Source organism: Paenibacillus sp. M2 (genome assembly GCF_046713495.1).
Lineage (GTDB): Bacteria > Bacillota > Bacilli > Paenibacillales > Paenibacillaceae > Paenibacillus > Paenibacillus amylolyticus_B.
Genome location: NZ_CP169648.1, coordinates 1,593,095 through 1,608,263 on the forward strand (window position 1 = coordinate 1,593,095; position 15,169 = coordinate 1,608,263).

11 protein-coding genes are annotated in these 15,169 nt (G+C 47.8%); 7 read left to right on the top strand and 4 right to left on the bottom strand.

Annotated features, from left to right (window positions below):
• Positions 1-23: 23 nt before the first annotated feature.
• The 3 genes from ACETMN_RS07105 to ACETMN_RS07115 form a co-directional block, all read right to left on the bottom strand.
• The gene (locus ACETMN_RS07105) at positions 24-794 is read right to left on the bottom strand and encodes a DUF3169 family protein (protein ID WP_192133129.1); all 771 of its coding nucleotides are present in this window, start codon (positions 792-794) and stop codon (positions 24-26) included.
• 1 nt (position 795) lies between these two features.
• A complete protein-coding gene (locus ACETMN_RS07110) occupies positions 796-1,005 on the bottom strand; it encodes a helix-turn-helix domain-containing protein (protein WP_192133130.1) in 210 nt (69 codons plus the stop codon).
• A gap of 175 nt (positions 1,006-1,180) precedes the next feature.
• Positions 1,181-2,431: an MFS transporter gene (locus ACETMN_RS07115; RefSeq protein WP_192133131.1), complete on the bottom strand. Its 1,251-nt coding sequence runs from the start codon at positions 2,429-2,431 to the stop codon at positions 1,181-1,183.
• 123 nt (positions 2,432-2,554) lie between these two features.
• On the opposite strand from ACETMN_RS07115, the gene ACETMN_RS07120 reads away from it, so the two are divergent.
• Complete coding sequence (locus ACETMN_RS07120; protein WP_222215975.1) at positions 2,555-4,438, top strand: ABC transporter substrate-binding protein; 1,884 nt, start codon at positions 2,555-2,557, stop codon at positions 4,436-4,438.
• A gap of 49 nt (positions 4,439-4,487) precedes the next feature.
• On the opposite strand, the gene ACETMN_RS07125 is transcribed toward ACETMN_RS07120, so the two are convergent.
• Positions 4,488-5,981 (bottom strand): serine hydrolase, encoded by a 1,494-nt coding sequence (locus ACETMN_RS07125; RefSeq protein WP_411735939.1) that lies wholly within the window; start codon positions 5,979-5,981, stop codon positions 4,488-4,490.
• A 248-nt stretch (positions 5,982-6,229) separates the two neighbouring features.
• On the opposite strand from ACETMN_RS07125, the gene ACETMN_RS07130 reads away from it, so the two are divergent.
• The 6 genes from ACETMN_RS07130 to ACETMN_RS07155 all read left to right on the top strand — a co-directional run bounded on the left by ACETMN_RS07130 (position 6,230) and on the right by ACETMN_RS07155 (position 15,088).
• Entirely contained in the window at positions 6,230-7,429 is a 1,200-nt protein-coding gene (locus ACETMN_RS07130) for a DUF4367 domain-containing protein (protein ID WP_411735940.1), read from the top strand.
• A gap of 395 nt (positions 7,430-7,824) precedes the next feature.
• Positions 7,825-9,012: an alanine racemase gene (alr, locus tag ACETMN_RS07135; RefSeq protein WP_411735941.1), complete on the top strand. Its 1,188-nt coding sequence runs from the start codon at positions 7,825-7,827 to the stop codon at positions 9,010-9,012.
• A gap of 259 nt (positions 9,013-9,271) precedes the next feature.
• Positions 9,272-9,553, top strand: a complete 282-nt coding sequence (locus ACETMN_RS07140) for a CopG family ribbon-helix-helix protein (protein ID WP_017690037.1) — start codon at positions 9,272-9,274, stop codon at positions 9,551-9,553.
• A 3-nt stretch (positions 9,554-9,556) separates the two neighbouring features.
• Complete coding sequence (locus ACETMN_RS07145) at positions 9,557-9,907, top strand: type II toxin-antitoxin system PemK/MazF family toxin (RefSeq protein ID WP_024630714.1); 351 nt, start codon at positions 9,557-9,559, stop codon at positions 9,905-9,907.
• Positions 9,908-10,142: 235 nt separating this feature from the next.
• Entirely contained in the window at positions 10,143-12,332 is a 2,190-nt protein-coding gene (locus ACETMN_RS07150; protein WP_192133136.1) for an alpha-galactosidase, read from the top strand.
• A 533-nt stretch (positions 12,333-12,865) separates the two neighbouring features.
• Complete coding sequence (locus ACETMN_RS07155; protein ID WP_411735942.1) at positions 12,866-15,088, top strand: Tex family protein; 2,223 nt, start codon at positions 12,866-12,868, stop codon at positions 15,086-15,088.
• The last annotated feature ends 81 nt before the right edge of the window (positions 15,089-15,169 follow it).

Consider the following 15,169-nt stretch of genomic DNA (forward strand, 5'->3'; position numbering starts at 1 on the left):
CAAAATAGTTACCTACCCATGTATTACTGATTACTCGCACGATAGGTTTCACGATAATAGATTCCAATGTTGGCAATCCAGATTACAGAGAGCATTACGATCGGGAATGGAGCGAAGGTGAATAGAACCGAATACAGCACCATAGAGACCATTCCAACACCAAGAAGTACATTCATCATCTGAAAAGAACGATAGGCTGCGCGATACACGATCCATTTCTCGCCTTCATCCAGCTTCTCAAAATGATCTTTCTTCATATTGCGCGAGTTCAGATCCAGAGTGCGTTCAGGATAATAACGGTTGTATCGCTTCACAGTCAGAGTTTGCACGACCACAACGATGATAATAGAGATACATGAAGCAACTAAATTCAAGAGGTTGAACAGTTCTGGAGAATTCGGCATGGTTCGGTTGGATGCATACAAGGACAAAGCAAGTGCTGCCCAGGTAAACGTAAGGATAACGCTGAATCCGCTGAGGATCATCGCTTTTCCGAGGGAGCGCTCTGCGGGAGAGATGAGTGAATCGGAATCTCCATAAGCATCATCTCCCATGGGAGGGACAGATGGCGTGCGGGAGAGACTGAAGATGTTCCACACCGTCATAACTACCACAAAAGCCGCCAGAATTGCGAATAAAAGATCATAGTCATAATACACGGACAGCGTCCAGTTCAAGTCAGAAGGGAGTTTACTGACTCCGCTAGCTCCCAGAAAACCAACTACAGCACCACCTGCTGCATACAAGGGAAGACGCAACCGCTTTTTAATGGACGAGGATGATGAATTTTTCATTTTAATCTCCACCTTTCAGTTCAAAGATTTTTTCAACAGGTTCACGAAATACATGTGCTATTTTTAGTGCCAGAACGACCGACGGAGAGTAATCTCCACGCTCAATCAGGGCAATGGTTTGACGGGATGCACCAATGTGTTTGGCCAGTTCTGCTTGGGATAGCCGCTCTCTGGCTCGTAACTCCCGAACGTGATTGTGTAATTCTTCCACTTGCTCACCTCCATGAAACTAATGTACATGATATTTGACTAAATGTAAACTATAATATACAAAATGTTAAAGATAATTTACTTCTAAACGTTGATAATGGACATGAAAAAGAGAGCCACTTGGGCTCCCTTGGGATCATTATTTTGTTGTCGGAAAAGTTGTCGGAAAAGTGAAATCAAGATGCATCTGCACACGGCAGATGTTGATTCTGTTCCTCTGCCTTCCGAAGTAACATTCGGAAAAAGATGAGCGCTCCAAGCCCCATCAGGATATACAGACCAGCCATCGCATAGGAGGGCAGAAAGGCTCCAATGGTTAACCCGAGACTGCCGAGAAGGGCAGCAGCGTTGTAACTCAACCCGTCAGCAGCCATATAGGCAGCACGGTCCGAATCTGGAATCATACCCGCGAGCATGACCTGACGAACAGGGGCGTACATCAATTCTCCAACGGTTAGCAGTATAGCGGATGAGATGAGTAACCAGGCCCAGTTGCTGAAAGCAAGTACGGTGAAACCTGCGGTATAGAGGAGCATACCAACAGTCATGATAGATCGGGACTGGAAGCGACCTATCCATCTGGAGAACGGAATGGCAACCAAGGCGACCATTACGGTGTTGATGACCATGATCAGGCTGAACATATGCAGACCTGAGATATCAGAGCCGAACAGTTGGGCGGTGAATTCATTTTTTAGACGAACAGCGATGTATTTATCCAACTGAAATTCCAGGGAGACTGCAAGTACAGTAGCCGTGAAAAATATCATGAAACGTTTGTCCTGAAAGACCGCCCAGTACGTTTTCAGTATGTTCCTCTGGATGGGAGCATCGACATAACCAAGTACGTGTTTATCCATTGTTTCACGAATCATAAAGATCAAAATAAACAGGGTAGCTAGGCTTTCGAGGCATACCAGACTGAACAATAGGAAACGAAATGATTCGAAAAATAGCCCGCCCATCAGTGCACCAAAAGTTACAGCAACGTTTGTTGTCCAATATTGCAATCCATATACATAATGACGTTCATGTTCACTGCTCACGTCGACAATCATGGCATTAGCAATCGGCACGGTGATCCCTGAACTGAGACTGCTGAGCAGAAACATGAGACAAGTGACAATGATCGAATCCATCCACGGCGAATTGGCGATGGCCAAGCCGAGTAGAGCCACGACCTGGAGACTTTGTGCGATCACCATCAATTTCTTCCGTCCAATCCGGTCAGACCAATATCCTGCCCACAATCCCACAATCATGGACGCCACAATATTGACCGTCAGCAACAACCCCGCCAAACCTGCGCCAATCTGAATACTCAGATAGATCGCCATGAATGGAATGATGGACTTCTGGGTCAGATCGGTGAAAAAATCAGTAATGATACGTATCCTGATGTTAGGGTGCAGATCGGCGTATTTCATAAGTCGTTTTTCTTCCTTCCCACTGGTCATGTTGATATTACTGAGTATAATGGAGGAAAACCTGAAGAAAAACTGTAGAAGCATCCGGATGGATTTCGTATTTTAGCAGAAGGTAGGGCATATATGGACGTATCAGAACATTACATTCAACTGCGATTAAACTTTCCATATGTACATGATGAACAAGAATTGCATACAACGGTAGGTGAACTCGCCGATCTATTATGTTGTACCATGCGCAATATGAACCTCATTATGAACAAATTCAAGGAGAACGGATGGGTCAGGTGGAACCCGCAGCGCGGCAGAGGCAAAAAATCGATGCTGGTATTTTGTGTCCCGTTGCTTGAAGTGGCGCGTGAACGATTTGACCATCTCCTGGATGGGAACAGGATGGAGGACGCCTATGAACTGGCCGCCACCTTGCCAGTTACGATGCGAGAACATCTGATGCAGCAAATGCAGCATCAATTCGGTCTGCGTTCGAATGAAGGAGACAGAGGGCGAGTGGATACATTGCGGATTCCACGGAATATCCCTTTTAAGACATTGGATCCCACGCAGACGGCCATGTGGGGAGAAGTTTTTATTGTTGCGGAGGTTTTTGATTGTTTGGTTCGCTATAATGCTGAACACCAGGTCTGTGAACCGAGTCTTGCTGTGGCATGGGAGAGTCATTCGGAGGGGAGGGAATGGACTTTTTATCTGCACAAAGGTATACCCTTTCATCATGGCAGGATATTGGATGCAGAGGACGTGAAGTTTACCTTTGATCGCGTTATCTCTGACAATAGTAACCCGTGCAGGCCTCTGTTTGGATCTATTGAGCGCATAGAGACGTTGGACGAATTGACTGTACGTTTTGTGTTAAACAAGCCTAACTTCATGTTCCCGGATCTGATGAGCAGTATGTCTGCATCGATCTTGCCGAGAGATGTGGAGATGAATCCGCTCCATCCGATTGGAACAGGACCTTATCGGTTGACACGTCATGATTCCAAGCTGCTTGTGTTGGAAGTATTCCCTTCCTACTTCCGAGGCCGAGCCTATATTGACCGCGTTGAAGTATGGCAACTTCCCCACTCTGGGAGGGTGGAGTCCGTCATCAAGCATAATATATTTCCGGATGCGGAGCCTCGTGCCGTGCAGCATGAGATGCAGGGTGGCATGTATATGACGTTTAATATGCAAAAGGAAGGGCCACAGCATGATGTGAATTTTCGCCGGGCTGTTCAACAACTATTGAATGCGCAGGAGTTGTCGCAAGCGCTCGGAAGCACGAACACGCAGGCTGCTTATAGTCTGATTCGAGGACGAGTACAGCAACCTTTAAAGGTGGGTTCAGATCAAGGGGAGCCATGGAAACAGCAATCGGAACAACTGGATGGTTCGGTCACACCTGTATCTGAACTTTCCGTGGAGACCTCACTGGCGCGGGCCTCAGCATTCTTGCGTCATAGCTCTTATCAAGGGCAGAGTTTAAGTCTGTGGGTGGAAGAAGGCGAGAAGATGGAGGCAGATATGGTCTGGTTTGCAGAGAGAAGTAAACAGATTGGCCTACATATCAACATTATGCAGGGAGATCCGATCCATGCAGTCTATCAAGATGGGTTCGGGGATTGTGATCTGATCTATACAGGAGAAATCTTCAATGATCATGTCGTGCTGAGTCTCGTGACGATGTACACCTTCCAGAACACGTTATTCCTGATTGCGATGAATGATTACTGGAGACATGAACTGGAACAGGAATGTGGACGAGTGGTGATGATCCAGGAACCAGCGGAGCGGTTGAATAGATTGATTCGGTTAGAAGATCGACTGATTCAGGAGGCATTGCTTCTGCCCACATACAGCTTCAAGGAAGAACACGCCCATCATGATTCGTTGCGAGATTATCATCTTGCGGGGTATGGTCTGCCTGATCTGCGTAGATTGTGGGTGAAGAGAAGACCTGGTGCCGAAGAAGAGGATGTGAGTTATCCGGTGTATATTCCGTTGTGGTAGGTATGGATACCACAACGGAATGAATCAGGTGTTCACCAGTTCTGATCGTTTACGAAACCCTGATGAATTCAATAGGTTTTGTACCTGGCTCAAGCAACAAAGGAATGGAGATGGATTGAGCAACTTCTGAAGATTCATTGAGGGTAAACGTATACGTGATCTTCAGACCGAATAACACAAATTCGACGGAGAACGTATCTTTCCCGGTGTATTCCATGGGCATTTCAATGGCATTAAAGATTGCTTGCAACCCGTCCGTTGTCTCCTGAATAGACATCTCGCCATAACCAGGATGTGTGTAAATACCCGCATAAGCGGTGTAAGGACGATCACAAGGTGTAATGTGAGGTTCTTCAACTTTTTCCTCAACGGCAGAGTCTGGCTGAATAGGTACTTCCAGAGGATTCTCCGGATTAGCCTCCGTTTCTGCTGGTTCTTTCCCCATTAATTTGCTCAATTTGGAACTCCAATTGACGGGCTCAAGTCCAAGCAGTCGGTCCATGATATGAAAAGCAACCGTATACGGAATTATACTTCCGTTGGTATTGCTCAGAACCACGATTCCAATCTGCTCTTCTGGCAAAAAAGCAACTTGTGATGCAAAGCCATCAATAGCCCCACCATGATGAATCATGGCATGTCCACGATAAGGCTCAATCATCCAACCCAGACCATATGTACTCACAGGCAGTTCTTGGCTTATGAACGGCGAATCACTGGGCATCTGAGGACTATGCATAATCTTCATCTGTTCCTTAGATATCAAGGACGTTCCTTCCCATTGACCTTGATGCAACTGGAATTGAAGCCATGCAATCATATCGGCTAGATTGCTGTTAATGGAACCAGCAGGTCCTACGGCATCAATGGCTCGAAAAGGTATTCTCGTATTCTGACCATCCTTCTCCATATAAGGGTACGCATAGTCAGGCTGAAGTTGCATTTTTTCAACAGAGAACAGACTTGAGTTCATACCCAGCGGATTAAATAGGGTCATCTGAACCATCTGCTCCCACGAAGTTTCATTGAGCTGTCCAACCAGATAACCTGCCGTCATGTACATCAGGTTCTGATACTGCCATTTGTTTCGGAAATCTTGATTTGGCTCCAGATACTGTAATGCACGCACAAGTTCTTCTCTTGTACGTGGGGAGTTGTACCATACCAACTCATGTCGTGGAAGACCCGAACGATGACACAGCATGTCGCGAATAGTTATACGTTCTGTTGCGATCGGATCGAACATCTGAAAATCTTTCATATACGACTTCACAGGGGTATCCCAGTCGAGTATTCCCTGATCCACAAGCAGAGCAGCGGTTGCTGCGGTAAAGGCTTTGGTACTTGAACCGATGGCAAACAACGTATTAGGGGTAACTTCAAGTTTGGACTCCAGGTCACGATAACCGTAGCCTTTTTGCCAGACGACTTCATCCTTATGGACCACAGCCACCGCTGTGCCGACACCATTCCAAAATTGAAGCTGCTCGTCGATGAATTCATCCAGTCTTTCCAGAGATGTGCTAAGCTTTGTTGTCGTCATGCTTTTCCCTCCCAATATTCAATAAAACGAATAATCTCCTACAATTCACTATGCCTTTTCTGGATAAAGTTAACATCCTCCCCGAGACTGATTTTGCGTAGCAATGCCGTATTAACAGACTTCACCGATTGCTTGTCAAACTAGTCCGCATATATCGAACAAGTCCCTCATAACATGTACTAATCAAGTAGGGGTTCTGCTGCAAGCACAATCCTGAAGTGAAAACATGTGCTAAAGGGGATGATGTCATGCGCCGAATATCATGGATGCTTGCCATGGTATTGGTCTTATCGGCCTTACTTGCTGCCTGTGGGAAGAAGGATGCGGCAGCTGTGGTCAAAGATCTGAACGAAGTCGTAGGAGAGATGGAAAGTTACCAGGGGGCAGGCGTGATGACGCTGCATACCGGAGATGCGCCGCAGCAGTACAAGGTCGAGGTATGGCATCAGAAGCCTTCCTATTATCGTATTGCGTTAACGAATGCCAAAAAGGATGTAACACAGATTGTCCTGCGTAACGATGAAGGCGTGTTTGTTTTGACACCGAGCCAGAACAAAAGCTTCCGTTTTCAGAGCAATTGGCCGGATAATCAAGGTCAGGTGTATCTCTATGAAACTTTGATTCGGAGCATTACGGGAGATACAACCCGTCAGTTTGCGGATGAGAAGGAGAGCTATGTATTTGATGTAGCTGCCAATTATAATACACATGCACTCGTCAGACAGAAGATCTGGCTGAACAAATCGGATTACGCACCTAAACAGGTTGAGGTATCCGACTCCAATGCCAATGTTGTGGTCGATGTGAAATTTGACTCCTTCAAATTCGGAACTGAATTTGAGAAAGATGCTTTTGACATGCAACGTAACATGACAGCAGCTTCAGAAGAAGGCGGTAAAACAGGAACGGACTCTGGTGTGAATCCTGTGGAGCAAGCGGGCAATGAGGGCGGTAAAGAACCTGCCAATCCTCAGACTGCGCCTGAACCTGATGGAGCTGTCACTGATGGACAGACAGGTGTAGGTAGTGACGCAGAGCAGCAAGGGGCAGAAGGAGCTGCGACAGGTCAGGAAGGCGAAGAGCCAACAATTGCAGAACCGGAAGGTCCAGACAGCTTTGGCGTAATTCAGCCGACTTATGCGCCGGAAGGCGTGCAGCTTAAGGATGATCAGATTCTGGAAGAGGCAGGAGACTACTCGGTTATGCTTCGTTATGAAGGAACCTATAATTACACGATCTTCGAAGCCAGACCGCAGGATCGAGCTGTATCGCTTGCTCCATCCAGTGTAGTGGATCTTGGATTCACACTGGGGATGATCAGCGGAGATGCGTTGCAGACACTGACATGGATGACTGATGGCATAGAATATCGGATCACCAGTGCCGACCTGCCTCAGAACGAAATGGTACGCATTGCAACATCGATGCAGGAAGAGTCAGGCAAATGATTTTTGAACAAATGAACGAATAGTAGCATAAACATAAGGAATGCTAAGAAGCATCGGAGACCCGTTCTCCGGTGCTTTGCTTTGATGTAAGACAGGTATTCATCTGGCGCCGTTTTTCTTACTCGATACACCCAATAATGCAAAATGCGCTTCTACGCAGAGGGAACCGGGTAAATAATCGATATAAGCAGATTTTGCTGGGGTGGGAAAGTGGAATTTTGCCCTGCCAATCTCGCTTATTGGTCTTCTTCTGTGTTCGCATTTGTTCCTCAAACGGCGCACCTTACATCTGTTTTTGAATGCGAAACTTCGGTTCATTTGACAGTCACATGCTGGAGCATTACGATGGAGTCTGACGTGAGCCGGATTAAGATGATTAGAGAAGGTGACTTAACGTGCAAGGACAATATCGGCCGACCCAAGCGGAGATCAATTTGGATCATTTGTGTACTAACGTAGAAGCTTTCCGCGAGGCATTGCCTCAGGGCATGAAATTCCTCGCCTGTGTGAAGGCCAATGCCTATGGACACGGAGCGGTGGAGACGGCTAGGGAACTGGAACGAGTGGGTGTGGATTACTTAAGTGTGGCTTTTCTTGACGAAGCTCTGGAACTGCGACAACATGGGATTACGATTCCAATCCTGGTACTGGGTTATACGCCGCCTGAAGGGATCGCTGTTGCATGGCAACATGATGTGACCGTCACACTGTTCAGCAGGGAAGTGCTTGGAGCCATTCGACATCTGGATGCGAGCACATTCGCTAACAAACTGAAGGTTCATATTAAAATCGACAGCGGCATGGGCCGATTAGGTCTGTTGCCTGGCGATGAGGCATTGGCTTTCATTGAGGAAGTAGCTTCGCTCAATCAGGTGATGCTGGAAGGCATGTTTACCCATTTTGCCAGAGCAGATGAAGAAGACAAAACCTATACACTGGAGCAGTATAGACGGTTCCAAAGCGTGGTTCATGCGCTCAGGGATCAGGGATGTTCCATCCCGATTATACATACGGCGAACAGCGCCGCTGCCATTGATACACCGGAATTGTCCTATGACATGGTACGTGTGGGAATAAGCCTGTACGGACTGTATCCTTCGGCTGAAGTGAATCATCAGGTGGTGAAGCTGTCCCCGGTATTGACGCTGAAGACAAAAGCGGTTCTGGTCAAAACACTGCCACCCCATTGGGGGATCAGTTACGGAACCCGTTATTTTACGCAAGGGTACGAACGAATAGCGACACTGCCGCTCGGATATGCAGACGGATTCTCCAGAATGCTGACAGGTAAAGCACAAGTGCTTGTACGCGGCCGCCGCGTCCCTGTCGTCGGTACAATCTGCATGGATCAGTGTATGGTGTCGTTACAATCTTTCGCGGAAGAGGCGGAAGAAATTCAAGTCGGCGAAGAGGTTGTCCTCATCGGTCATCAGTCTGGTGGCGTTATAACCGCAGACGAGGTGGCATCCCAGCTCGGTACGATTGCTTATGAAGTGATCTGCATGATGGCGCACCGCATTCCACGGGTATATACCCGCGGGGGAGCAGTAGTCGCCAGAATCAATCCACTTTTGACATCCTGACAGCTAACTGGACGTCATTACCAATAAACTTTTTTTCAGAACAGAAGGAAAACTGTCGGAGCATCTCGAATGTTGTATGACAGTAAGGATTTAATTCCTGAATTGAGATGTTTGGTCTGTACGAATATTGTTCCCCGTGTTTATAATGGAGTACAGCATACTTGATATACTCGGGGCATATATATTCCTTTGTATAAAAGTTCTGGAAAAACGTAATACTGGTTCACAATGGCGAAAGGTTTGTGGGGGTGGAAGAAAGGTGGCCAACTTGCAGAACACCAAGCGGATCATGATCAGTTTACCTGATTATCTTTTGCAGGAAGTGGATGGCATCGTAGCGCTGGAGAATTCCAACCGCAGCGAATTGATTAGGCAGGCTATGAAGCTGTATTTAACGGAGCGTAAGAAACGTTACATCCGTGAAACGATGCAGCGAGGGTACATGGAGATGGCAAAAATTAATCTGACCATGGCATCCGAAGCCTTTCATGCGGAGGAAGATGCGGACAGCACTCTGGACCGCTTAGTTAGCGGGGTGTAGACATTGATCGTAAAACGTGGTGACGTTTTTTTTGCGGATCTTTCTCCCGTTGTCGGTTCCGAGCAAGGTGGAGTCAGGCCGGTTCTGGTGATCCAGAATGATATCGGCAACCGGTTCAGTCCAACTTGTATTGTGGCGGCTATCACCGCCCAAATCCAGAAGGCAAAGCTGCCAACGCATGTGGAAATTGATGCGGCGGCACACGGCTTTGACCGGGACTCGGTTATTTTGCTCGAACAAATACGGACGATTGATAAACAGAGGCTGACTGACAAGATTACCCATCTGGACGAGGAGACCATGAAATTGGTCAACGAAGCCTTACAGATCAGTCTTGGTTTAATCGATTTTTAAGGCAGTAACCAGCGTCTTGTACGCTGCACTGCCGTCCGTTGGCAATGGATGTTCCTGTAAGGGAACACACTGAATTCAGACTGTAACCAAAAGAGCGTATGACATCCTTCGGGCTGTTATGCGCTCTTTTGATTAAAGCTTGATGAAAGCGTAGAACATTGGCGATCTTTTCGCTATAATGAAACCTGAGAAACCGTTTACCCGAAAGACCTATATATAGAGGTGGAGGAGACATATGAGCATTTACATCAATCAGGAGAAACTTCAATTTCATTTACAGACCCGTGAGGCCAGTTACGTATTTCAGGTACTGCCTTCAGGATATTTGGTGCATTTGTATTATGGCAAAAAATTACGCGACACCGATCTGAGCTGGTTGCATGTACGGACAGAACGAGCGTCCTTTAGCCCTAACCCGGTGCCAGAGGATCGTACGATCTCCTTCGATACGTTGCCAGTGGAATTGCCAGTGTATGGCACGAGTGATTTCCGTAACCCTGCAATCCAATTGGAACTTGAGAATGGCTCAACGGTTTCGGAGTTTACGTATACAGGTCATCGATTGGTCAAAGGAAAGACAGCGCTTACCGGACTGCCAGCAACATACGTTGAATCCGATGACGAGGCAGAGACGCTGGTTATTGAACTGGAAGACCGCGTTGCAGGCATCAAGATCGAACTTTCTTATACAGCCTTTACGGCATTTAATGCGATTACACGCTCCATGCGTATCGTGAATGAGAGCGCTACCGCTGTGAATGTGGTGCGTGCGCTCAGTTCTTCTGTTGATTTCCCGCATGCGGATTATGAATTGTTGCAATTGTCAGGAGCTTGGACACGGGAACGTGATATCGTGCGCAGACCGCTTGCGTCAGGCCTGCAAGGCATCGAGAGTCGTCGCGGTTCAAGCAGTCACCAGCAAAATCCATTTATTGCGCTGATGACACCAGGTACGGACGAAGATCAGGGTGAAGTCTACGGATTCAGTCTCGTCTACAGCGGCAGCTTCACCGCACAGGCTGAAGTGGATCAGTTCCACACCACCCGTGTATCGCTTGGGATCAACCCGTTCGAGTTCAGCTGGAAGCTGGAGCCACAGGAAGCTTTCCAAACACCGGAGACCGTTATGGTGTATTCGGCTGCAGGGTTGGACGGCATGTCACAGTCCTACCACGAATTGTATCGGGAGCGTCTCGCACGTGGCAAATTCCGTAATGCGGAGCGTCCGGTATTGGTCAATAACTGGGAAGCGACTTACTTTGGTTTTGATGCGGACAAGATTGAACAGATTGCTCGCGCTGGACAGAAGCTGGGTATTGAACTGTTTGTCTTGGATGATGGCTGGTTTGGACACCGGGACAGTGACAACTCCTCGCTGGGTGACTGGATTGTAGATAAAAACAAATTGCCCCAGGGACTGGATGATCTGGCTAACCGGGTAACAGGTCTGGACATGCAGTTCGGACTGTGGTTTGAGCCTGAGATGATCTCACCGGACAGTGAGCTGTACCGTGCGCACCCGGACTGGTGTCTGCATGTGCCTGATCGTCGCCGGACAGAGGGACGTCAACAACTGGTACTCGACTTCTCTCGTCAGGATGTACGTGATGAGATTGTACGCATGTTAACAGACGTACTTGGTTCTGCACCAATCACTTATGTGAAATGGGACATGAACCGGAATATGACGGAAGTGGGTTCAGCGTTGCTTCCGGCAGACAGACAGCGTGAGACCGCGCATCGTTACATGTTGGGGTTGTATGACGTCATGGAACGAATCACTTCGGCGTTCCCGAACATTCTGTTCGAGAGTTGTTCCGGTGGTGGTGGCCGCTTCGATCCAGGTATGCTGTATTACATGCCACAGACGTGGACAAGTGATAACACCGATGCGATCTCCCGCCTGCGGATTCAATACGGTACGAGTCTTGTGTACCCGGTAAGTTCGATGGGGTCGCATATCTCAGCGGTACCGAATCATCAGGTCAACCGGATCACTTCTCTAGAGATTCGGGGGCATGTGGCGATGTCGGGCAACTTCGGGTATGAGCTGGACCTGACAAAATTCACGGAGGAAGAGAATGACATCGTGAAAGCCCAGGTTGAGCTGTACAAGGAGATCCGTGGAACGGTTCAATATGGAACATTCCGTCGCTTGCTCAGCCCGTTTGAAGGCAATGAGACAGCTTGGATGTTTATTGCACCAGACGGAAGCGAAGCTGTTGTATTCTACTTCCGTGTGCTCTCAGAGCCTAATGCGCCACTTCAGCGCCTGAAGCTGAAAGGATTGGACCCGAATGCGGATTACCGTCTGAAAGGCGGATCAGAGACCTTTACCGGCGATGCTCTCATGTATGGCGGTATTTCGGTAGGCAGCACATCAGGAGACTATCTGAGCGAGATGTTCCGGTTCGAGCGCGTCTAGATAAGTGAACTACATTTTATTTACACGGATACTACGATGACAGAACAACCTTCCAATCGCTGTTATCCCCGGATTTTCCCTTTTCTCAAAGGGAAAATCCGGGGATAGCGTATGCTTCCGATGTAGCTTTCTTTCAGAAAGCTTTTAGGCGAGTGTATGCTTTCGAAGTAGCTTTCTTACAGAAAGCTTTTAGCTTCGCTTTTTCAGGTTTTTCTGTCCTCTCCGTTATCGTGTAAATGAGCAGTTTCACTTATTAGATTGCTATTTTATTTAGAGTTTTAAAAAAAGGAAAGACCGAGGAGCGTCCTGATGACGATTTTCGGTCTTTTTTTGACGTAATGGGGAAGGCTGGAGGATGACATCATTCTGTCAGAACTTGTATGCTTGCGGATTGATGGAAATCTGGACGTGATTCTGTGATAATATAGGGTAGAGTGGAAGAAACAAATGGTTCAACTATACTGTAATTACAGCAGCAAAGCTGCCCTGAAATGATTGTAACGAACGATTCAGGAAGGAAAGAGGGATTTATTTTGTCTGAACAGGAAACGGTTCTGGAACCCAATGAAGAAACAATAAAGGCAGAACGCCATGAACGAATCATCAAACAGGTAGCCAAGGAACTGTCACTGTCCTTGAAGCAGGTCCGTACAACGTCGGAGCTTCTGGACGAAGGCAATACGATTCCATTTATCGCCCGCTACCGTAAAGAAATGACTGGAGAGCTGGATGAGAACCAGCTGCGATCGATTGAAGAACGCATTGTTTATCTGCGCAATCTTGAGGATCGCAAATTGGAAGTCATCCGTATTATAGAGGAACAGGGCAAACTGACCGGAGAACTGAAGCAATCCATTACGCAAGCAGTGAAGCTGCAGGAAGTGGAAGATCTGTATCGACCTTACCGTCAGAAGCGGAAAACGCGTGCCAGCGTGGCAAAAGAAAAAGGTCTTGAACCCCTTGCTGTATGGATCTGGGGTCAACCGAAACAAGGAGATGCACTCCAGGAAGCTGCGAAATATATCAATGCTGAACTGGGTGTAGAAGATGCGGAGTCGGCGCTTCAGGGAGCCAAAGACATTCTCGCGGAGAATATCGCAGATGATGCTGCCATTCGTGCCTGGATTCGTCGGTACACACTCGATCACGGGATGCTGACTTCGGAAGCGAAGGATGCTCAAGAGGAGTCCGTGTACGAGAATTATTATGATTACCGCGAATTAGCCAAAAAGATGCCTCCACACCGTATTCTCGCGATTAATCGCGGGGAACGTGAGAATATTCTGAAAGTTGGCCTGGACGTACAGGCAGAACCGGCCCATCGTCATATGGAAGGACAGATCATTCGAGGTGCTTCTGCCGTGCAGGATATCCTGCGTGATGTGATTGAAGATGCATACAAGCGGCTTATTGCGCCTTCCATCGAGCGTGAAGTTCGTGGAGAACTGACTGAAAAAGGTGAAAATCAGGCCATCTCGGTATTCTCGGCCAATCTGCGTAATCTGTTGCTTCAACCGCCAATTCATGGCAAACGTGTCCTCGGTGTAGATCCGGCTTATCGTACGGGCTGTAAACTGGCTGTCGTAGATGATACGGGCAAATTGCTGGAAGTGGCTGTGACCTATCCAACGCCACCACACAACAAGAAACGTGAAGCTGCGGAAGTATTCCATCGGATGATCAAGCAATATGATATCGGACTGATCGTCATTGGTAATGGTACCGGATCACGTGAGACGGAGCAGTTTGTTGCCGAGATCATTCAGGAGAACGGTGATGAAAGTCTTGTGTATCTGATTGTTAACGAAGCAGGGGCGAGTGTGTATTCTGCATCCAAGCTGGCCCAGGAAGAGTTCCCGGATCTGGATGTTGCGGAGCGCAGTGCAGCTTCCATTGCTCGCCGGGTACAAGACCCGCTGGCGGAGTTGGTTAAGATTGATCCAAAAGCCATTGGTGTGGGTCAATATCAGCATGACGTTTCCCAGAAGGTTCTGGAAGAAAGCCTGAAGGCTGTTGTCGAATCCGCAGTTAACCATGTGGGTGTGGACGTAAATACGGCATCACCTTCATTGCTGTCATATGTTGCCGGAGTTAACGCTACGATTGCCAAAAACATCGTGAAATACCGTGAAGAGAATGGCCGGTTTACGAACCGCCGTCAGCTTCAGAAGGTGCCACGTCTGGGTGCCAAAACCTATGAACAGTGCGTAGGCTTCATGCGTATTGGTGAGGGCGAGAACCCGCTGGACCGTACACCGATTCACCCTGAGTCTTACAAGGTAGTGGATCAGCTGTTCAAGGAGCTTCAGGTTGCACTGGACAAGCTGGGCAGCAAGGAACTGTCGGTATTACTGTCAGAGCAACAGCCAGAACAATTGGCTGTGAAACTGGACGTAGGTGTGCCTACATTGCGTGACATTCTGGACAGCTTGCAGCGTCCGGGGCGTGACCCGCGTGAAGAAATGCCGTTGCCAATCTTCCGTACAGATGTATTAAAAATTGAGGATCTGGTGGAAGGCATGGAGCTGCAAGGTACGGTTCGGAACGTTATTGATTTCGGTGCTTTTGTTGATATTGGGATCAAGAGTGATGGGCTTGTCCATATTTCACAGCTCAGCAACGGGTATGTTAAACATCCGATGGATGTTGTATCTGTCGGGGATAATGTAACGGTCTGGGTTATGAATGTGGATACCAAAAAAGGCCGTGTCGGCCTGACGATGAAGAAGCCTGCTTCTGCGCAACAGTCTTCTTAAATAGTAGGATTGGAGAACAGCCTTCCCTAACCAGGAAGGCTGTTTGTTGTCGACAGTAATAGTCCCGTTATCCGTTCTAAT

What these genes read in the sequence shown, in the direction of transcription:
- ACETMN_RS07105 (WP_192133129.1), bottom strand. Translation starts at nt 794, where the DNA reads ATGAAAAATTCATCATCCTCGTCCATTAAAAAGCGGTTGCGTCTTCCC.
- ACETMN_RS07115 (WP_192133131.1), bottom strand. Translation starts at nt 2,431, where the DNA reads ATGAAATACGCCGATCTGCACCCTAACATCAGGATACGTATCATTACT.
- ACETMN_RS07120 (WP_222215975.1), top strand. Translation starts at nt 2,555, where the DNA reads ATGGACGTATCAGAACATTACATTCAACTGCGATTAAACTTTCCATAT.
- ACETMN_RS07125 (WP_411735939.1), bottom strand. Translation starts at nt 5,981, where the DNA reads ATGACGACAACAAAGCTTAGCACATCTCTGGAAAGACTGGATGAATTC.
- ACETMN_RS07130 (WP_411735940.1), top strand. Translation starts at nt 6,230, where the DNA reads ATGCGCCGAATATCATGGATGCTTGCCATGGTATTGGTCTTATCGGCC.
- ACETMN_RS07150 (WP_192133136.1), top strand. Translation starts at nt 10,143, where the DNA reads ATGAGCATTTACATCAATCAGGAGAAACTTCAATTTCATTTACAGACC.